This window comes from Paenibacillus larvae subsp. larvae (assembly GCF_002003265.1).
Classification (GTDB): domain Bacteria; phylum Bacillota; class Bacilli; order Paenibacillales; family NBRC-103111; genus Paenibacillus_H; species Paenibacillus_H larvae.
In genome coordinates, this window is record NZ_CP019687.1 from 755,443 (window position 1) to 775,408 (window position 19,966).

Here is a 19,966-nt window from a genome sequence, read left to right on the forward strand (position 1 = left end):
CTTTAGCTTCCTTCTGAAGATTCCCTGCTATAGCGGTAAGGAGATGAACAGATGCCTGTCCTGCTATACCGTAATGCTTGATTTTAAGAAGCCATTCTTCAATCTCTCTCAGAAAGCTATTGTTTTGAATAGCCAGAATTTTTTGGGGAGCTGTTCAAGTCGTAAAAACTCAAAAATAAGGGTTCTTGCCTCCTTCTCCGCTTTACCCGAATCTAATGATTTCCACAGGGCTTGGATCAGCTTGGTCAGTGTCGGAGACTCGGTTTCACGGACTGCAGAGGATAGGTTATTTTCGGCAAATCTCCGCAGTTCCGGGTAAACAGGACCGCCAAATTCTTTAAGGCTTGCCTCCCATGAAACAAAAGGGTCATAGGCTTTTGGATTCCAAACATAGTCGGCAATTGTGAATAATGCCAACTTGGAGGACTCAGCGTGTTCCATCGGATTAGCTGTAAGGCCTATAACTCCGTGATCGGCTAGGCCGGCATCCCGGCCCTCTAGCGGCCCCAGGAAAAGGCGCTCGCGAATATAATCCGTAACAGGGTAATTGTCCCATAGAAGTAAAGGGTGCTTGAATATGGAACTTATTTTATCAGCATCTTTTATGGTGATTGTGGCCGGAGCAATCCCTATACCAGTCCAGTAAACCCGTATATCCGGATGGACAAGCTCAGAGAATAACTCCCGGTAATCTGTCGTTTCTTCCTGGTAATAATCGGTAGGAACGGTCAACAAGCTGTTGGAGGGAGAGTGTGTTAGAATAAATTCTTTATAAAAGCGGTTCAGGAGGAAAGCATGAGCAGCAGCAGCCGGGCTTTTGTAAGAGGCAAACATGTCTTTATCTGATTCGCACTTCATTTCAAGGGATATATCATCGAGCAGCAGGGCGAAATGACGTACCCCAATCTGCCACATGGACTCGGCCTTTTGTATCAAAAGCTTGAATTCCTTCTCGCACGAAAAACAGATATCTAATCCCGGCGAAATGGTGTATACAAAATCGATATGGTGTTCCCGGGATGCTTGTACAAGCTCCTGGATTTTCTTTAATTCTTCTTTGGGATATGAATCTCGCCATCTGTCCCTTAAATAAGGATCGTCCTTGGCGGCGTACACATACGTATTCATCTTATGCCGCCCAAAAAAAGTTAGGAGACTCAGGCGGTCCAGATGAGACCACGGTTTTCCGTAAAATCCTTCAATAGCTCCCCGGTAAGTCATAACTGGATGATCAATAAGAAAAATGCCGGGAATAAAAGGCTGGCCATTTTTCCTTTGAATGAGTTGTCTAAACGTTTGTGCAGCATAATAAGTAGCACGGGCGTCCGTACCGGCTAAAAGAACAATACCTCTTGACAACAAGGCATGTCCGGCGGCAAGAAGATATCCTTCTTTGGGAAGGAGGCCGGATACATTCAGGTTTAATGCATGAATAGCGTTTTTGAAAGCGGGATGGTCAACTCCACTTCCTATGAAAATAGTAACCGGAGTTTTACCGGACAGCAGGTCCGGGTGATGCTCAATTCGCTTCACACCGGCGGCCTTCAAAGTCTGCTCAACTTCCCGTACAGCTGACGGATCGGCTCCTTTTGCGGCAACAATTCCAACTACCGAAGACAACAAAAAACCTAAACCAACCATCTTCATGGAACGAGGGACTGGGAAAATAGCGGGTGTTTCTTGAACAACAAGCTTTTCCATCATTTTTCCTCCTTTTCATGATTGGGTTATAAGGATTTTAGTGAAGCGTATGATTTCACCTCCTAATTCAATATTAAAATAAATTACCATATTTTACAAGTTTAAAAGCCATTGGATGAGATGTTTGCTTTAAGATCGATCTTACGGAAGGCAGGTAAGACCTGCGGCCAGAGAGGGGTATTGAAATGGGAAGATATAAAAAAATAAGACAGTTGCTGCATGCAGCACTCATACTGTCCGGGATTTTGGCTGTCTACTGGATTTTCTTCCCGCCTCTCCAAGAGTACGACCGCATATGGAAGTTTGATTCAGGACAGCTGGAATCCGTATATATTCAAACAGACTATAATGTGCAAATAGAGTGCAAGGAATCGGAAGACGGTACTAATTACATAGAAATTAAAGGAAGCGCAGATAAGCAGGTGGTTAACGTTTTGGAAGGGGCGGACATAGTCCAGAAAGCACTTACTCTTAATTTGTCGAAGCCGGGGTCCTTAGAAAAGTTAGCGGATAAAGCTTCACGTAATGATGATACCCAATACATTACTTTTGTTCTGGCAAGAGAAGCGGCATTACATAAAATTGAAGCAAGCAGTACATCCGAATGGCTGCGCATACGGCAGATGAAGGCTGATCACGCTGTATTTAAAACAACCTCGGGCCAAGTGAAACTTGACGGGTATAAAGGAGAGTCGCTTAATATTCAAACAGGTTCCGGCGATATTGAGGCCTTCAAAGCAAGAGGGAAAGTTGAAGCGGTGAGTGAAGGGGGGAATATAAAACTCATCGATATGGAGGGCAATCCGGACGTTCAAACAAATTCTGGAAATGTTCAGCTCAGTGGTGATTTGTCATTAGCATCTGTACAAACCGTTTCGGGAAATATAACAATCGCTATTCCGGCCGGCTATCAAAGCCGTTATGATCTTCAAACAAATACAGGGAAAATCCGCGCTCCCAGGTCTATTACTTCTTCTTCAAATTATATAAAGGTTAAAACAAACTCGGGCAATATACGTATTAACCCGGGTTAATCCAGAAAAAATTCAGAAAAAATGGAAGTAACCTTGACAAAAGGGGATAAAAAGTATTAAATAAGGGTGTCAAGTGGTAATGACAACATTATCACAATGAACTTTTTAGGGAAAGGTGAGACCATGATCATTGACAAGAAAAGCCGGATTCCTTTATATGCCCAGCTATATGATCATATTCTGGACAAAATTAAATCCGGAGAATGGCGGGAGCATGAGAAACTGCCGTCGGAAAGGGAGATTTGCGAAACTTACGGAATCAGCCGTACCACCGTTCGCCAGACTATGATTGAACTTGAAAATGAAGGATATATTTACAAAGAACACGGCAGAGGGAGTTTTGTCTCGCCTCAGACTTACACACAAAGTCTGATTAAATTTTACAGTTTTTCCGAAGAAATGAAAAAACTTGGCAAACATCCTGTTACAGAAGTAATCAATTTTGAGATATCACCTTGTTCTTCTAAAATAGCGAAGAAGTTGGAACTGGAAGTAGAAACACCGGTTTATAAAATAAAGCGTTTAAGGTCTGCTGAAGATGAGCCCATTATGGTAGAAACGACTTACCTGCCGGTAAATATATTCCCCGGCTTGACCCGCCATGAACTGGAGAAGCGCTCCATGTACGAAATATTCCGGACTGATTATCAGCTATCTTTAACATCTGCCCACGAACGATTCAAAGCGGTTATTATAAAGGAAAAGGAAGCTCCCTTTTTGGACGGACAACCTGGAAACCCTGCCATGAAAATTGAACGTACCGCTTATTCAGGCAATCTTCCTGTTGAACACTCCATCAGTATAGCAAGAGGAGACAGGTATTACTACGCAACAGAGCTTAGCATATAAGTAACTTATTTATTTCAGGATTATTTTTTTATTCCAATAAAGAGGTGATTTTCTTGTTTATTAATTATTCTGAAGAAAAAAGCCGCGAAACAGGGGCTTTCAACACACTGAAAGAAATTGCCCAGCAGCCTAGGTTATGGAAAGAGGCTAATGCCAGCTTGGCGGCCGAGCAAGACCGAATCAAAGCTTTTTTTCAAATGCTCTTTGACAAACATGAGAAAATCAATGTCATTTTTACAGGGGCCGGCACATCAGCATTTGTAGGAGAAACGATTCTTCCGTATCTGCAACAAAAAGGCGGTAAGCAACGGTTCAATTTCCAAAGCATTGCCACAACAAATCTGGTATCCAATCCTTATTATTTTTTTGAGAGAGAAACACCTACTCTGCTGGTCTCTTTTGCCCGCTCCGGAAATAGTCCGGAAAGTGTAGCCTCTGTGAAGCTGGGTGAACAACTGGTACGGAATTTTTATCAAATCAACATCACCTGTAACCCGGAAGGATATCTGGCGGCAGGCTCTTCAGACAATGAAAGAACTTTGCTTTTACTCATGCCGGAAGGGTCCAACGACCGAGGTTTTGCCATGACAAGCAGTTTTACCTGTATGATGCTGACGGCTCTTTTATTGTTCCGGGAGGAGGGGATTCGAGATTACCAAACCGTTATCACCAGGCTGGCCGATCGTGTTGAAACTATGTTTAATACCCGGGCGGAAAAATTGGAAACGATGGCGGCCGAATCTTTCCAAAAAATCGTTTATCTCGGTTCCGGTCCATTTCTGGGACTATCCCATGAAGCCTCCTTGAAATTTCTGGAATTGACAGCTGGAAAATTATCAGTATACTACGAGTCTCCCCTTGGTTTCAGGCATGGCCCCAAATCTCTGATTGATGACCAGACGATGATCGTGCTATTTCTCAGTAAGCATCCGTATACACGAAAATATGATCTGGACCTGTTAAAGGAATTGAAAGCGGATCCTGCACGGGTTAACCTGGCCGTCATTTCCGATGTTTATGAAAAAGAAGTGGACGAGATTGCAGACTATTACTTCTTTGGGGAAAAAGAAGACTTGGGCTCTGCGGACGATACATGGCTTTCATTCGAATATATTGCCCATGCCCAACTGCTTGCAGTTTATAAATCGATTTCCTTAAACATAAAACCGGATAACCCTTCTCCAAGCGGCAGTGTAAACCGGGTCGTAAAAGGCGTTACCATATACGATTACGAATAAAGATAAATTCTAGTCTAAACCATGCCTCTAATCCGAGCATGGTTTTTTTGCTTACTGAAAGAGACCAACAATCCCGCCTTTTCATATGATATAATAAGGGGCGCTGCACGGATGGATAGTGTTTTTTTACGTTGGAGAAACTTTGCGAGGGTCATGCAAAATCGGAAATAACGGAAAGATCCATTTGAATGCGAGCATGCATAAAATTACATCCTATTTTCGCCTTTTTTCGTTAAATTGGGTTTGTTGTCATTCCTAAGTTTTTGTGATATAGTTCTCTTCGACAACTATATATTGTGTTTTGTGGTGATTAACATACTTCATATTGAGGTGTTTGTAATATTAAAAGGGAAGTCGGTGCAAATCCGACGCGGTCCCGCCACTGTGAGGGGGAGTCTCTTCTTTGTCGATATTTCACTGTTTCATTGTAGAGAAATGGGAAGGATTCGGAAGATGACGGGGAACCTGAGCCAGGAGACCTGCCACAAAATAAGAACGGAAATCCACGAGGATGGAAAAGTGTTCTATCTAGCTCAAGGATATGAGTCTTCTTATCTAATCTTGTTTTCAAAGTGGGACAATATCGCTTGTGAAATAAGGTGACGTAATCGTTTTGCTTGACCTAGAAGTGAGCATCTTTTTCCCGAAAAAAGGATGCTTTTATTTTCTTTCTAAAAGTTGTTCCTACATAGTCAGATGCCTATGAATTAAGAGAAGAGGAGTGTTTCGAGAATGGCCATGACAGAGCATGAGAAGGACCATCTATATACAGAAATCAAAATGAACATGACGAAGCAGGTGGCAGCTGAACTGCTTAAGGATTTTCCTCATTTACGGGCTGATAACTGGGTGAAATATGCGATAGCAGTTCCGGATAAAGATGATCAGCAAGCGGAACTGGCCGTTTATCGGTCCTTGAAGACCGCCGCTGTGGAATGCATCACGAAAGATGAACCTGAATGGACTTTTCCGGCAGCTGCAGCTTATTTGCAGGAACTTTATTATATAGCGGCTCAAAACCGCTCCTATTCACTAACCTTCCGGAACGGGGTCATTGAAGGTAGTCCTTACGGCTCTTTCTACGAACTGATCTCCATGCTTTGTGAAAAAGGGATTTATAAAGCAGAATTAATAGATAGCTATTCCAGAGAAGAGATCGAGGATCTAGGCCGAGCCATTCAACCGGAAAAGGACAAGTTATTTCCTTACGTCGGATTGATTACTCTTGCTGAAAGATATTTGGCGACCGGCTTTGCCGGCGAATTTTATGAATTGCCGCAGGAGCGTTTTATGATCATTGCCATGCAGCTGATGATACAGGAAAAGCGCAGTACCCGTCTTAAGTGGGTAAAGGAGGCTTATTGGGCACTAAGCAACCAGTACATGACCGTAGCAACTCCTACTCTCTCCAATGCCGGAAAGGCCCGGGCAGGTCAGTTGTCCAGCTGCTTTATCGACACAGTGGATGATTCCCTCCAGGGCATTTATGATTCCAATACGGACATTGCGAGACTATCCAAAATGGGTGGCGGTATCGGGGTATACATGGGCAAGGTCCGTTCCAGAGGTTCCGACATCCGGGGATATAAAGGAAAATCCAGCGGGGTGCTTCCATGGATTCGCCAGCTGAACAATACGGCGGTGAGCGTGGATCAGCTCGGTACAAGAAAGGGCAGTATCGCTGTATATTTGGACGTTTGGCATAAGGACATCCTGTCTTTTCTGGATTTAAAACTGAATAACGGGGATGAGCGTCTGAGAGCCCACGACATTTTTCCGGGCGTGTGCATCCCTGACTTATTTATGGAAGCGGTAGAGCAGCGCGGGGAGTTCCATTTGTTTGATCCTCATGAAGTCCGTCAGGTTATGGGGTATTCACTGGAAGATCTCTATGACGAGAAAGTGGGAGAGGGCAGTTTCCGTACAAAATACGAAGAGTGTGTCAATAATCCGCAGCTCAGCCGGACAACCGTTCAGGCCATTGATATCATGAAGCGGATTCTGATCTCTCAACTGGAGACAGGCACGCCTTACATGTTTTACCGCGATACGGTAAACCGGGCTAACCCGAACAAGCATAAAGGAATGATCTATTCAAGTAACTTGTGTACGGAAATTATGCAAAATATGTCTGCCACTACTCTCATTGAGGAAGAGCTTAACGATGGAGAGATTGTGATCCGCAAGCAGGCGGGCGATTTTGTAGTCTGCAATCTGTCCAGTATTCATCTGGCCAGAGCTGTTCCGGACGGAGTGCTAGAACGCCTCATTCCGGTTCAAATCCGGATGCTGGATAATGTGATTGACATTAACCGGATTGAAGTACCTCAGGCTACATATACGAATAAACGCTATCGTGCCATTGGCCTTGGCACATTTGGCCTTCATCACCTGCTTGCCCTGAAAAAAATTCAGTGGGAAAGTGAAGAAGCAGTAGTCTATAATGAAGCTTTATACGAACGGATCAGTTTCCTTGCCATTCAAGCCTCTATGGAACTGGCCCGGGAAAAAGGGGCTTATCCGCTCTTTGAAGGATCGGGCTGGGAGACCGGGGAGTATTTTGAACTAAAAGGGTATAAGTCTGAAGAATGGAAGAAGCTTCAGCAGCAGACCAAGGAAAACGGTATGAGAAACGGGTACCTTATGGCGGTTGCACCAAACGGATCAACCTCCATTATAGCTGGATCCACGGCTTCCATTGATCCGATCTATGACCTGATCTCTTATGAGGAAAAAACGACTTACAAGATAGCAAACCCGGCTCCGGATCTGAGTCCGCAAACGATCTGGTATTACAAGACCGCTTTCCATATTGATCAGCACTGGTCAATCAGACAGGCTTCCGCCCGTCAGCGCCATATTGACCAAGGTCAAAGCTTCAATCTGTACGTTAAACCTGACATTAAAGCCAAGCAATTCCTGGAACTTCACCTGGATGCATGGAGAAGCGGCCTGAAAGCAAGCTATTATGTCCGCAGCCGTGCAGTGGAAGTGGAAGATTGCGTGGTATGCACATAAGCTGGGCGGAGCATCATTTCCGTAGTTAAGAATGTACCAACAGGAGGATCAAAGATGTTAACCAGACAGAAAGTATTTGATACGACGGCACCCAATAAATCCGACAAACTCATCGAAGGCTCATGCTCTTCCATTTTGAATTGGGATGATATCCGGAAGCCAGAAATGTATAAACTATATAAAGTTCTGATTGCCAACCACTGGATTCCGTCTGAAATTCCAATGAATAAGGACAAGCTGCAATTTGAACAGCTGACGGCACAAGAACAGGAGACCTACAAAAAAATTATCGGTCTTCTGGCTGTCCTGGATAGTATGCAAACCAACTTTGTTACAGATGTGGGAAATTATTTTACGGATTCGTCCCTGGTTGCCATCGCGGCGATTATCAACCAGCAGGAAGTTATTCATAATCAATCTTACTCCTACGTTTTGTCGAGCATTACTAATTATGAGGTACAGAAGGAAGTATTTGAGTACTGGAAAAAAGATGAGATTCTGCTGGAAAGGAATCTGTTTATTGCGGAGTTGTATCAGCGTTTTCGGGATGAGCCTACCCCGGCTACCTTCTTCGAGGCCGTCGTAGCTGACATGATTTTGGAGGGTATTTTCTTTTACAGCGGCTTTGCCTTCTTTTACCACCTGGCCCGCCAGCAAAAAATGCTGGGAACGAGCCAAATGATCAGTTATATTCAACGGGACGAGGCTCAACATGCCTACTTCTTTGGTGAAGTGTTCAAACTTCTTTTGACCGATTTTCCTGAACTAAACACAAGCGAACGTATCCAATATGTGTACGATACCATCGATCAGGCCGTTAAGCTTGAAGAAAAGTGGGCCCACTACGTACTGAATCAAATAGACGGGATTGATCTGGATGATTTTTCGCGGTACATCCGTTTTATTGCCAATAAACGTCTTAAAACAATGGGGCTTCAGCCGGCTTATGAAGGGGTCGATAATTGCATGCCATGGATCCGTCCTTTCTCGGATGAAGCTTTAAACCAGACAAAGACTGATTTCTTTGAGGCCAAATCCCGCACATATGCCAAAGTGTCTGATGATAACGGATTTGACGAACTTTAGACTGTTCGGATTATCTATTTTAAAAAAAAGCGTCAGTTATGTTAAAATCAGATTCTACTTTTGAGCAGGCATAGCCCCTTGCATCGGATGTATGCATGGGGCTATTTGTGTAAGCAATTGGCATCGTCCGATTTCAGGTTTATGCCGATTGCAGGTCTGATTAATTCTCTACTTCCGGTTTTTCGCTTGTTACGGCCACGTCTTTCCAGGTTAATTTAGAGCCTGGAGCAACATCATAGTTTTTCACACGATTGTTAACGCCGGTTAATTCAAACTTATAATGAAGCGGAATTAATGGAACTTCATCATGAATTAATTTTTGCCATTGGTCGTAAATGTCTTTCCTGTATTTGTCATCCATTGCTTTTGCAGAGATTCCCGCTTTCAGAAGCTCTTTATTTTTATCATGGACCCAACGATCATTGTTGAATTTTGAATCTTTTGCCCAAATACCGGATGGATCCGGGTCTGAACCCGTGCCCCAAGCGCCGGAAAAAACATCGACTTTTGGATCATCATTATTAATCATATCATAGAAGGAGTTAAACTCATGCAAGCGGCCATCAACCAGTTCTGCCTTTAGGCCAATGTCTTTCCATGATTGAATAAAGAACTTCGCAAGAGGATCACTTATATCACTGCCATCCATCGCTAATAAGTTTATTTTGAACTCCTGCTCCTTCGAATCTTCACGGAATCCGTCCCCGTTCGTATCCTTATAACCGGCTTCATCCAGCAATTTCTTTGCTTTCTCTACATCTTTGTCATAGGCGCCAAGTTTATTGTTATGGTATTTCGGCAAAGAAGGCGGTATCGGTGAATTAGCCTCAAAACGAAGGTTATAATACATTTTGTCAGCGATTGCTTTACGGTCAATGGCATAGGCCATGGCCTGTCGCAACCGGACATCCTTAAATTTGTCCCTATCCATGACGCTTTCCTGTTTCTCTTTGTCATAGTGGCCGAATTTAAAACCAATATAGCTGTAATACAAATCCGTTGCACCGATTAATTGCACATTTTTCAGTTTGCTTGTATTTGGATACTGGTCTGCGGTTACTTCGGCAATGTCAATTTCGCCCTTTTTGAGAGAAGCGTTGACTACGGAAGGATTGACCACTTTCAGTACCATGCTTTTCAGTTTAGGCTTTCCGGCCCAATAGTTGTCAAAGCGTTCAAACTCCACGGATTCACCCGGCACTATTTCCTTTACTTTAAAAGGACCAAAGCCTATTGGATTTTTGCGGATTTTATCAGATTCAGCCAATTTTTCAATCGGGACATCCCCTAAATATTTTTTATGGAGCGGTGCTGACCAAAGCCCGGTTTTCATAGAAGGGTTAGGTTCCTTATAGGTTATAGAAATCGTTTTTTCATCATTGACTTTTACACCGGATATTTTATCGGTTTTTCCTTCATGATACTCTTCCATTCCTTCAACCAGTTGTAGTTGTGTATTGTAACGGACTCCTGTATATTTCGGACTGCCGATGACAAGATAGGCATATTCCAAATCCTCAGCTGTCACAGGATTGCCGTCATGCCATTTCACATTATCTCTGATCTTCAAAGTAATGGTTCTTTTGTCATCCGAAATGGTAAACGTTGCGGGACCATCATTGTTGAATTCCCAGTTTTCATCCGTATAGAGCAGGCTCTCATCAAATTTAGAAATGATTACAAAATCAGGTTGGTCCTGATATAAGGCGTTGTTTAAGATACCTTTAAATGGTGTGCCGGCTACCAGACCAAATGTAAGGGAACCGTCTTGAATTTCTTGTTTGTCGTTTTTAGTGACACTGGGAAACTTGCTTGTTTCGACTTTCGGTGAATTGGATGGTTCACTTCCTTTGCTTCCATTTGCACCGCTGCCCGGGCTGCTTCCTCCGCTGCAGGCTGACAGCAGCAAGGCAGAGATGGCGAGCGCACTTAATGCTTTGACTAACCTTGGTTTGCCCATTTCAATAATCCCCCTTATCCTTTTCGTTGTTTGGCATCAGCTGAGCGTTTTAACGCTTGGCCGATGAAATTTATACACAGCATCAACATTAAAATCATCATTGATGCAGGTAACCAAATCCACCATTTATCCTGCAGGACATCCGGATTTCTGGCGTAACTGACAAGTGTACCGAGGCTGGGTGTGCTTTCCGGCAGACCAAATCCCAGAAAAGTAAGGCCTGATTCAATCCCGATATTACCTGCCAGGTTTAATGTGACACTGACAATAATGATGGAACTTAAATTGGGCAATACCTGGAAAATCATAATTTTCCAATTTGGTGTCCCTAATGTTTTGGAGGCAGAGACATAATCGAGTTCTTTTTCCGCTAATACTTTGGAACGAATGAGCCTCGCCTTACCGGTCCACAAGAAAATGCTCATAATTAAAATAAAAGTGAAGATGTTGTAAGTAGGGACAATGGTAACAAAAACAATCACAAGCATAAGGAAGGGCATCAGCATGATGAAATCGATCACACGCATGATGATGTTATCCACGATTCCTCCGAAATAACCGGCAATAAGGCCTATAGTGAGACCGATTAAACAGGTGAGAACGGTTATCGCTGCCCCGATGGTAAAGGAATTTCTAGTACCGATGATAAGCTGGCCGAAAATATCCCGTCCCCCGTAATCAGTTCCTAACCAATGCTCTGCCGATGGAGGGGAATAAATCGAGAGCAAATCAACCCGTACGATGTCTTCTTCCTTCAAAATAAAGGAAGTCAAATAGACAGCCAGCAGGAGCAAGGCAAGAAAGAATAATGAAAACATCGCAAGTTTATCTTGACGAATTTCACGCCACATAATGGAAAAAGTGGAGGGGCTTTTTTCGAGATGAACAGACATAACTTGTTTTTCAGGCTTGGTTATCATGAATATTCGTCCTTTCCCTTAATCAATACGGATACGCGGGTCAACGATACTGAGAATAATGTCAGAAAGGAGCGTTCCCAGAAGCGTCGCAAAACCGGTGAGCATAACCAGTGCGGTTACTACACTAAAGTCACGTTGGGAAATGGACTGTATAAATAATTGTCCTATTCCCGGATAACTAAAGATGCTCTCCAAAAAGATAGCCCCGCCCACTAATCCTGTTATTTCATACCCCAAAAAAGCGGCGATTGGCAGGAAAGAATTACGCAAAATATGTCTGGAATAAACTTTGGATTCCGGAACACCTTTTGATCTTACCGTACGCACAAAATCTTTATGTTTCGTATCAATAATTTCGCTTCGCAAATATTGTACAATTCCCACAGTTGAGATTAGTGCCCCGGAAAAAGCAGGGAGCAGAAGGTGATTGAACTTGCTCATGTAGTAAGCAAAGGTACCTGCTTCTACATAAGGATCTACACTTCCCCCAGTAGGAAAAAGGGCCAGTTGAAAGCCGAAAACAAAAAGCATGATTAGTCCAAAAATAAAGAGCGGTGTAGCAAAACCGAGATAATTATAAAATGTGATAAAGCGGTCTGCCCACGAGTCATTCCATCGTCCGCTTACCATGCCGAGCGGAAGGGCAATGAGGTATGTAAGAAGGAGAATAAAAAAGGCCAAGGTGACTGAATTCGCTAGGCGTTCCCCGATTAGATCGGTTACTTTCATTTTATGAGCATAGGAGACTCCAAAGTCGCCTTGCGCAACATTTTTAATCCAGCGTATATATTGAGTCGGGACAGGGTCATTTAACCCTAATTTTTCACGCTGCTCCTCAATGGCTTTTTGATTTGCATTTGGATCCAGAGCTGCTCCTGTCAGCGCATCGCCTGGCATTGCTTTCGCCAGCAGGAACACGAGCACGCTTAATATAACTAATTGCGGTATCATGATCAGGAATCTTCGCAATATAAATTTCCACATGTTCATCGCTCCTCTATGGTAATGCAACCCTGTGTGTCGGGGAAATAGATTTTAAATCGTATACGCCTCCATGTTCGTCAAAATATTTCACGTAATGCTTTTGATATTCCTCGTTTACTTGCCGGCGCAGCTCACTTTGCCGTTCCCGATACTCTGGACGGATATCCGGGATGGCCGAAAGCAGCCGTTTTGTATAAATATGCTGGGGGTTTGAGAAAATATCCGCACTTGGAGCTTCTTCAACCAGACGGCCCCGGTACATAACACCAATCCGGTCACACATATGACGGATTACGCCTAAATCGTGGCTAATAAATATGTAAGTTAAGCCAAGTTCCGCTTGCAAATCCTGCATAAAATTCAGTACTTGCGCCTGGACGGAAACATCCAGCGCGGAGACAGGTTCGTCCGCAATAATCAGTTTCGGTTTTAACGTCAATGCACGCGCAATTCCAATCCGCTGCCGCTGCCCTCCCGAAAACTCATGCGGGTATTTATAGATATTATCCGGGCTTAAACCAACTTTATCGAGGTAATGCTGAACAGATTTCCGTTCCTCATCCGGGGAGAGCCTCTCAAAGTTTCGCAGCGGTTCGGCAATAATATCAAGGACCCGTTTCTTCGGATTTAACGAAGAGTATGGATCTTGAAAAATCATCTGAATATTTTTGCGATGATTGCGCAGTTCGGAACGGCTCAATTTCGTTAGATCCACCTGATGGAACAAAATTTGTCCGCTTGTCGGTTTGATCAGCCGCATAATGGCGTTTCCTGTCGTTGATTTACCGCTGCCGGATTCCCCGACGATGCCGTAAGTTTCCCCTGCCTGCACTTCAAAACTTACATCATCCACGGCATGGACGTGGTCCAAAACACGCCCGAAGAAGCCTCCGTGAATGGGGAAATGCACCTTTAATTGATCTACTTTAAGCAGTGCCATGTGTGATGGGGTCTCCTTTCCCGTCTTTGAAGTCGAAATGCTTATAACAAGTACACCGTACCCAATGGTCCGGTGCTGCTTCATGCAGAACAGGTTCTTCTTCATGCCGGTTTGCCGGGATCCATGGAATTCGCGATTGAAAACGGCAGCCGCTGCGCGGAAGTTTGGATAAGGAAGGGACAACCCCTTGAATGACATGTAATTTAGCTCTTTTAGAGTACGCCGAAGGAATCGAATTTAGCAAAGAACGGGTATACGGGTGAAGAGGGTTGCGGAAAATCTCCTGGACGGTTCCTGTTTCGACCACTTGGCCGGCATACATTACTACAATGCGGTCTGCCGTTTCGGCTACAACACTTAAGTCATGTGTAATTAAAATGACTCCCATTTTGGTTTGCTGCTGCAAGGAGGTTAACAGATTCAAAATTTGGGCTTGAATGGTTACGTCCAAGGCTGTTGTAGGTTCGTCGGCTATAATAAGTGAAGGCTTGCAAGCGACAGCAATTGCAATGACAATCCGCTGTCTCATTCCACCGGATAGTTCATGAGGATATTGTTTATAAGTGCGCTCAGGTTTTGGAATTCCGACTTGCTTCAGCAAGTCCAGGGTACGGTCTTTTCTTTCTGCTTTGGAAAGTTTAGTATGGTAAGTCAAATTCTCTTCTATTTGTTTTCCGACCGTCATAAGAGGATCCAAGGCGGTAAGAGGCTCTTGGAAAATCATCCCGATGTCAGAGCCGCGGATTTTGTTTATTTGTGCAGGTGACATCTTGAGAAGATCCCGATTTTTGTAGTGTATGTATCCTTGCAGCTTCGTATTGGCTTCATTATGTAATCGCATGATAGAAAGCGCGAGAGCGCTTTTTCCGCAGCCGGACTCCCCAACAATGGCAACAATTTCATTCTCATGAACCGTTAAAGAAACGTCATCCACTGCGGCGTAATAATTATCCAGAATGCGAAAGGAGGTCTGTAAGTGTTCAATGCGAAGAAGCGGATCCTTCATGGCTGTCCCTCCATATTGTAGAAATATATAATATTTTTACGTCATTTTAATATATATTCCTTAATTTTACAACAACAAAAAATTTTTCATCAAAAAAAGAAGCCCCATGAAGGAGCTCCGAATAATTGCTTAGAAAACCCTGGTATTCAATTGGCAGTTGCCTGTTTTTCCTTTTCCCTTGGTCCCGAAAATAAATATTCTACCGTTTGCGTCAGTCCTTCCAGCAAGCCGGTCTGCGGTTTCCAACCCAGTTCCTCATAAGCCTTGCTGCAATCAAGTAAACTATACTTGATATCTCCTTGTCGTTCTTTGTCAATCATCAGAGGAAGTGATATACCGGTAACAGTTTGAAGCAGTTCATACAAATCGGCCGTATAAACTCCCTGACCGCTTCCAATGTGAACAATGGTTTGCTGACCCTCGGTCAATGCAAGCACGTTAGCCTTCGCCACATCTTTTACATATACATAATCTCTCAACGTGCCTCGGGGCATATCATCATATGTATACAGAGTCGAAGGTTGCCCGGTGAGCAAATTGTGCAAAAAGACAGGAATAACCCCGCATTCCCCTTCCGCAATCTGCCGCGCTCCGTATACATTTGCATAACGGAGGATTACATAAGTTGTCCTGTGTATTTCCGCATACAGATGTATGTATTTTTCACTGATATATTTTGTAATGGCATAAGGTGATTGAAAGGAGGGAAAGGCTTGTTCACTGGTTGGATAACTAAGCGCATTTCCTGACAAAGCCCCCCCTGAGGAAGCAAATATGATCCTCTGTACCTTGTACTCCACGGAAAGTTGCAGGATATTCATCAGCCCCAATATGTTGATGTCTGCATCCAGCATAGGATCTTCCCAGGACTTGGGGACCGATTTTTGTGCGGCATGATGGTTCACAATATCAGGACGTTCCTCATCAAAAACCCGGTTTAATTCCTTTGATCGAATATCTACCTGATAAAACTTGGCTTTTGGGTGTACATTAAGCAGGGTTCCCGTACTAAGAATATCCACTACAACTACTTCATAACCTTCCTGAATATAGGCATCCACTACATGAGATCCGATGAATCCGGCTCCGCCTGTTACTAATATTTTCACTTTCTTCACCTCAACCGTTTATTCCCACAACTAGTTGTATTGTATTAGGCCTTGCTGCAGTTTAGACTCATTTCTCAAATTCTTTGAAAAGATTTCTTACTTCCGTCCTATTTTTTAAGTTTAGGCATATTTAATAATTGATTCAAATTATAACTATATATTGACGATGAACACATTTAAACAATAAATTACGCTCTAAATGGCTAGGTTTTTTACAAATTGATTACTTATTCATCATCGTTTTATTTTGAATTTTTCATCAAATGGGGCTATATGCTTACATAAAAGCGGTACTAGGAATATTTCATAGATTCGTGCATAAAGTGTAGTACAAAAAACTTGTACATCTGCTGGACGGACGGTAGGACCTTGGTCCTGTGCATGGTTCAGCCAAGAAGAAGGAGTTCGTTATGCATGGACATTGAAATATCCCAAATTGTAAGAGCAGTGAAAAAGCGTGTTTGGTGGATTGTTTTGGGAGTTATTGTGGCAGTTGGCACTGCAGCTTTCTTCAGCTTCGTATGGATGACTCCCCGGTATGAGGCTAAAACCACTCTGCTTGTAAGAAGCCAACAAACGGAAAATCAGGTTAGTATGGCAGACCTGACAACAGCACAGCGTCTGGTTTCTACTTACGGGGAGATCATCAAAAGCAGGAAGGTTGCAGAAAAGGTAATCGAACAGGGCAAACTTCCCTGGAGCTCTGATGAGTTGATCGGACGAATCCGGTTTCAGGCAAGCGGGGATTCGCTCGTTACAACGGTATATGTAGAAGATCAGGAGGCAAGAAGAGCGTCCGAGACTGCCAATTTGGTTGCGGAAACCTTCATTACTTATATCCATGAGGTTTTCAAAGTGGATCATGTTTCCATTCTGGACAAAGCGGATCCGAATGGACCGCTAACCCCTATACGCCCCAAACCTTTCTTGAATATGCTGTTGGCATTTCTGGCGTCCATAGTTCTGGGCATATTGGTTGCAGTTTTATCCGAAGTGCTGGACCGTACCTTTAAAACAGAGCAGGAAGTGGAACGGTTCCTCGGTATACCTGTTCTCGCGACAGTACCAAGAGTGAAGTTTAAAACCGGCAGAAAAAAGACGGACATAAAAAAGAAAAGGAGGGAAGCCAGAAGTGAGAGCACGGAAGCCGGTCAGACATCTGTTTTGCCTTGATCATTCAAAATCAATTGCAGCCGAAGTATTTCGAACGCTGCGGACAAATATCAGGTATACGGGTTTAAGCCGACCGATTCATTCGCTTGTCATCACAAGTTCCCTGCCGGGAGAAGGAAAGTCTACAGTAGCAGCAAATCTGGCTGTGGCCATGGCACAAGAAAAAAAACGGATTTTGCTGGTAGATGCGGACCTTAGAAAGCCTACCCAGCATGAGTGGTTCCATATACCTCATTTTCCGGGTTTGTCGAATGTTCTGTTAGGCCAGGCACCGCTGGAAAACGCCATCCATTATGTGGAAGATGCACTTGTGCACGTGCTTCCGGCCGGCCCGCTTCCCCCGAATCCGTCAGAGCTCCTGGGCAGTTTAGATATGCAGCAGTTCATGGTCATTTTACAAAAAGATTATGATATGGTCCTGATCGACTCCCCTCCTATCCTGCCGGTCAGTGACGGACTCGTTTTGTCCCGGTTGGCAGACGGCGTTCTGCTTGTGATCCGCTCCGGTAAAACATCGCAGGAAAAAGCGAGGAAAGCCAAATCGCAGCTCGATCATGTCAAAGCTCATTTGATTGGCAGCGTCTTTAATGCCCATAACCTCAAGCAGCGGGCATATCAGTATGATTGACATCAAAAGAAAGCAAAGGAGAGATCCGGGATGGGAGTTGAAATGAAGCTCATTGCAAAGGAAAGCTTGCTGCGGCGTATACGGGAGAAAACGGCGATAGTCGGAGTGATCGGACTCGGCTATGTAGGACTTCCTTTTGCTGTGGAGAAAGCGAAAGTCGGTTTCTCCGTTATCGGGCTTGACCGAAATCAAGCAAGGGTGGACATGGTAAACCGTGGTTTAAGTTATATTGACGATGTTTGTCAGGAAGAACTGCGGATAGTGGTTTCTGAGGGCAGATTAAGGGCGGAGACGGATTTTACTTGCATTTCGGAAATGGATGCGGTGGTTATCTGTGTTCCAACTCCCCTGACGAAAAACAGGTCCCCTGATTTACGGTTTGTGACACATGTGGCTGGGGAAATCTCGTCCAGAATGAAGCCGGGACAACTGATTAGCCTGGAGTCCACCACATATCCCGGAACTACGCGTGAGGTTATATTGCCTATTCTTGAATCCTCGGGTCTACGGGTGGAAGAAGATTTTTTCGTAAGCCATTCACCTGAGCGTGTCGATCCGGGAAATACACGATACTCCACGAAAAACACAAACAAAATTGTAGGAGGGATAGGTCCCGGCTCGCTGGAAGTGGCACAGTGTTTTTATGAGCAGACCGTGGAGCATGTGGTGCCGGTCAGCAGCACGGATGCTGCGGAGCTTGTAAAAGTATTTGAGAATACGTTTCGTGCGGTTAATATAGCACTCGTCAATGAACTGGCCCAATTATGCTACCGAATGCGTCTTAACGTGTGGGAAGTACTGGATGCGGCTTTTACCAAACCTTTCGGAATCCTGCCATTTTATCCCGGACCGGGGGTGGGTGGGCATTGTATTCCGATTGATCCGCATTATCTGGAGTGGAAAGCGAAAGAGTTTCATTTCCATACTCATTTTATAGCACTTGCCGGTGAAATCAACCGGGGCATGCCCGGTTTTGTTGTAGAACGAACGCTTGATTTGTTATACCGATTGGAAAAACCCTTTTCAAAAATGACAGTTCTTGTACTGGGTGCCGCATATAAAAGGGACCTTTCGGACTATAGGGAATCTCCTAATCTTCTCATTATGAAACAGCTTCAAAGCAAAGTGGAAGTGCGTTACCATGATCCCCTGGTTCCGTTCATCCATGACGGGGAATGGAGCCTTGCATCTGTATCTTTAACAGAAGAAGAAATCCGGAAAGCGGATTTGGTGCTGATTCTAACTGATCACCGGGTTATTGACTACGGGTGGGTAGCCGAGCACGCAAGTCTTGTGTTTGATACAAGAAATGCCGTGAAATCATCCCAATGGAGAGAGAAGGTTCATCTTTTATGATACGGATAGGAGTAATTGGAGCGGGCCGGTGGGGAATGAATCTGATCCGTACTTTTCAGGAGCTTGGCCATCTCTACGCCGTTGCCGAAACTTCGACATCGCTCCGTTCAGCCCTGGCGGTCCATTATCCGCAGGCCCGGCTTTACGCTTCCCATAAGGACCTGCTTGAATCCGGAGCTGAAGCGGTTATCATAGCAGCCCCGGCAACGGACCATTATCCTCTTGCCAAACAATCCCTGGAACAGGGGCTTGACGTTTTTGTGGAAAAACCGATGACGTTAACTTCTGCAGAGGCAGAGGATTTGGTACAAATTTCCAAAGGTAAGGGGCGTGTGCTGATGGTAGGGCATCTTCTGGTTCATCAGCCGGCCGTTCAATGGATACGTAAAGCTATTGGGAAAGGGATGATCGGGCGGGTACATAGCCTGGCACATACCCGGCGTAAGTTGGGAAAAATCAGGAAAGCGGAAAATGTGCTTTGGAGCCTGGGGGTTCATGATTTAGCTGTGTGCCTTCATCTGCTGGATGCGGATCCGGTTGAGGTCAAGGCATACGGAAAGCGGCTGATTCAGCGTGATATTGAAGATGAGGTAGAACTCCACTTGACATTTCCTTATGGTGTAAAAGCATCTTTGTACTGCTCCTGGCTGTGGCCGGAGCAGGAGAGGAGATTGCTTATTAGGGGGACGGAAGGAATGTTTGTCTATGAGGAGGAGCATCAGACGGTAACACTCCATCGGAAATGGGTTAAGGATGATCTGAATATTGAAGACAAGAACCGGGAAGTGGTGTTTACCGGTCATGCACAGCCTCTGCTTCTGGAATGCCGGCATTTTATCGACTGTGTGAAGAACAGGGCAGTCCCGCTTACGGATGGAGAGAGCGGGGCGGCAGTTATACGTGTTTTGGAACAAGCGATGCAGGAAGTGGACTAATGCTAACGCATTTTGCATTTTTATCCTTA

The 19,966-nt window shown here is 44.3% G+C and carries 16 protein-coding genes, 1 pseudogene and 1 riboswitch; of the genes and pseudogenes, 9 read left to right on the plus strand and 8 right to left on the minus strand.

Translation table 11 applies throughout. The features are described from left to right. Nucleotides 1-28: 28 nt before the first annotated feature. Both BXP28_RS24925 and BXP28_RS04140 read right to left on the minus strand, forming a co-directional pair. Nucleotides 29-139: pseudogene (locus tag BXP28_RS24925) on the minus strand (hypothetical protein); the annotation flags it as partial. Next, entirely contained in the window at nucleotides 109-1,701 is a 1,593-nt protein-coding gene (locus BXP28_RS04140) for a glycoside hydrolase family 84 protein (RefSeq protein WP_167552489.1), read from the minus strand. The gene BXP28_RS04140 and the pseudogene BXP28_RS24925, both read right to left, overlap by 31 nt. Nucleotides 1,702-1,886: 185 nt before the next feature. Here BXP28_RS04140 and BXP28_RS04145 point away from each other — a divergent pair, with 185 nt between their 5' ends. The 5 genes from BXP28_RS04145 to BXP28_RS04165 all read left to right on the plus strand — a co-directional run bounded on the left by BXP28_RS04145 (nucleotide 1,887) and on the right by BXP28_RS04165 (nucleotide 8,926). Then, nucleotides 1,887-2,735, plus strand: a complete 849-nt coding sequence (locus BXP28_RS04145; protein WP_023483103.1) for a DUF4097 family beta strand repeat-containing protein — start codon at nucleotides 1,887-1,889, stop codon at nucleotides 2,733-2,735. A 123-nt stretch (nucleotides 2,736-2,858) separates the two neighbouring features. Further along, entirely contained in the window at nucleotides 2,859-3,584 is a 726-nt protein-coding gene (locus BXP28_RS04150; RefSeq protein ID WP_036654092.1) for a GntR family transcriptional regulator, read from the plus strand. A gap of 53 nt (nucleotides 3,585-3,637) precedes the next feature. Beyond that, nucleotides 3,638-4,822, plus strand: coding sequence for an AgaS family sugar isomerase (locus tag BXP28_RS04155; protein ID WP_042119003.1), 1,185 nt, complete (start codon nucleotides 3,638-3,640; stop codon nucleotides 4,820-4,822). A gap of 287 nt (nucleotides 4,823-5,109) precedes the next feature. Then, a riboswitch (cobalamin riboswitch) is annotated at nucleotides 5,110-5,323 on the plus strand. A 279-nt stretch (nucleotides 5,324-5,602) separates the two neighbouring features. Beyond that, nucleotides 5,603-7,840: a ribonucleoside-diphosphate reductase subunit alpha gene (locus tag BXP28_RS04160; RefSeq protein ID WP_374049666.1), complete on the plus strand. Its 2,238-nt coding sequence runs from the start codon at nucleotides 5,603-5,605 to the stop codon at nucleotides 7,838-7,840. 54 nt (nucleotides 7,841-7,894) lie between these two features. Continuing rightward, on the plus strand, nucleotides 7,895-8,926 hold the full coding sequence (locus BXP28_RS04165) for a ribonucleotide-diphosphate reductase subunit beta (protein WP_023483099.1): 1,032 nt from the start codon (nucleotides 7,895-7,897) through the stop codon (nucleotides 8,924-8,926). 160 nt (nucleotides 8,927-9,086) lie between these two features. Here BXP28_RS04165 and opp4A read toward each other — a convergent pair whose 3' ends face one another. The 6 genes from opp4A to BXP28_RS04195 all read right to left on the minus strand — a co-directional run bounded on the left by opp4A (nucleotide 9,087) and on the right by BXP28_RS04195 (nucleotide 15,845). Then, nucleotides 9,087-10,886, minus strand: coding sequence for an oligopeptide ABC transporter substrate-binding protein (gene opp4A / locus BXP28_RS04170; RefSeq protein WP_023483098.1), 1,800 nt, complete (start codon nucleotides 10,884-10,886; stop codon nucleotides 9,087-9,089). Between the two features lie 14 nt (nucleotides 10,887-10,900). Further along, complete coding sequence (locus BXP28_RS04175) at nucleotides 10,901-11,806, minus strand: ABC transporter permease (RefSeq protein ID WP_023483097.1); 906 nt, start codon at nucleotides 11,804-11,806, stop codon at nucleotides 10,901-10,903. 18 nt (nucleotides 11,807-11,824) lie between these two features. Continuing rightward, complete coding sequence (gene opp4B / locus BXP28_RS04180; RefSeq protein ID WP_036654095.1) at nucleotides 11,825-12,790, minus strand: oligopeptide ABC transporter permease; 966 nt, start codon at nucleotides 12,788-12,790, stop codon at nucleotides 11,825-11,827. Nucleotides 12,791-12,803: 13 nt separating this feature from the next. Then, nucleotides 12,804-13,730 (minus strand): ABC transporter ATP-binding protein, encoded by a 927-nt coding sequence (locus tag BXP28_RS04185; RefSeq protein WP_023483095.1) that lies wholly within the window; start codon nucleotides 13,728-13,730, stop codon nucleotides 12,804-12,806. Then, nucleotides 13,717-14,736 (minus strand): ABC transporter ATP-binding protein, encoded by a 1,020-nt coding sequence (locus tag BXP28_RS04190; protein WP_023483094.1) that lies wholly within the window; start codon nucleotides 14,734-14,736, stop codon nucleotides 13,717-13,719. Before BXP28_RS04190 ends, BXP28_RS04185 begins: the two co-directional genes overlap by 14 nt. Nucleotides 14,737-14,882: 146 nt before the next feature. Next, complete coding sequence (locus BXP28_RS04195) at nucleotides 14,883-15,845, minus strand: NAD-dependent epimerase/dehydratase family protein (protein WP_024094200.1); 963 nt, start codon at nucleotides 15,843-15,845, stop codon at nucleotides 14,883-14,885. A gap of 414 nt (nucleotides 15,846-16,259) precedes the next feature. On the opposite strand from BXP28_RS04195, the gene BXP28_RS04200 reads away from it, so the two are divergent. The 4 genes from BXP28_RS04200 to BXP28_RS04215 are packed head-to-tail and all read left to right on the plus strand — an operon-like array spanning nucleotide 16,260 to nucleotide 19,937. Beyond that, entirely contained in the window at nucleotides 16,260-17,018 is a 759-nt protein-coding gene (locus BXP28_RS04200; RefSeq protein WP_023483092.1) for a YveK family protein, read from the plus strand. Further along, nucleotides 16,978-17,646 carry a CpsD/CapB family tyrosine-protein kinase gene (locus BXP28_RS04205; RefSeq protein ID WP_024094198.1) on the plus strand — a complete coding sequence of 223 codons (669 nt, stop codon included), beginning with the start codon at nucleotides 16,978-16,980 and terminating at the stop codon, nucleotides 17,644-17,646. The genes BXP28_RS04200 and BXP28_RS04205 overlap by 41 nt, the downstream gene beginning before the upstream one ends. 30 nt (nucleotides 17,647-17,676) lie before the next feature. Next, nucleotides 17,677-19,002 carry a nucleotide sugar dehydrogenase gene (locus BXP28_RS04210; protein WP_023483090.1) on the plus strand — a complete coding sequence of 442 codons (1,326 nt, stop codon included), beginning with the start codon at nucleotides 17,677-17,679 and terminating at the stop codon, nucleotides 19,000-19,002. After that, the gene (locus BXP28_RS04215; RefSeq protein WP_023483089.1) at nucleotides 18,999-19,937 is read left to right on the plus strand and encodes a Gfo/Idh/MocA family protein; all 939 of its coding nucleotides are present in this window, start codon (nucleotides 18,999-19,001) and stop codon (nucleotides 19,935-19,937) included. Before BXP28_RS04210 ends, BXP28_RS04215 begins: the two co-directional genes overlap by 4 nt. Nucleotides 19,938-19,966: the final 29 nt, after the last annotated feature.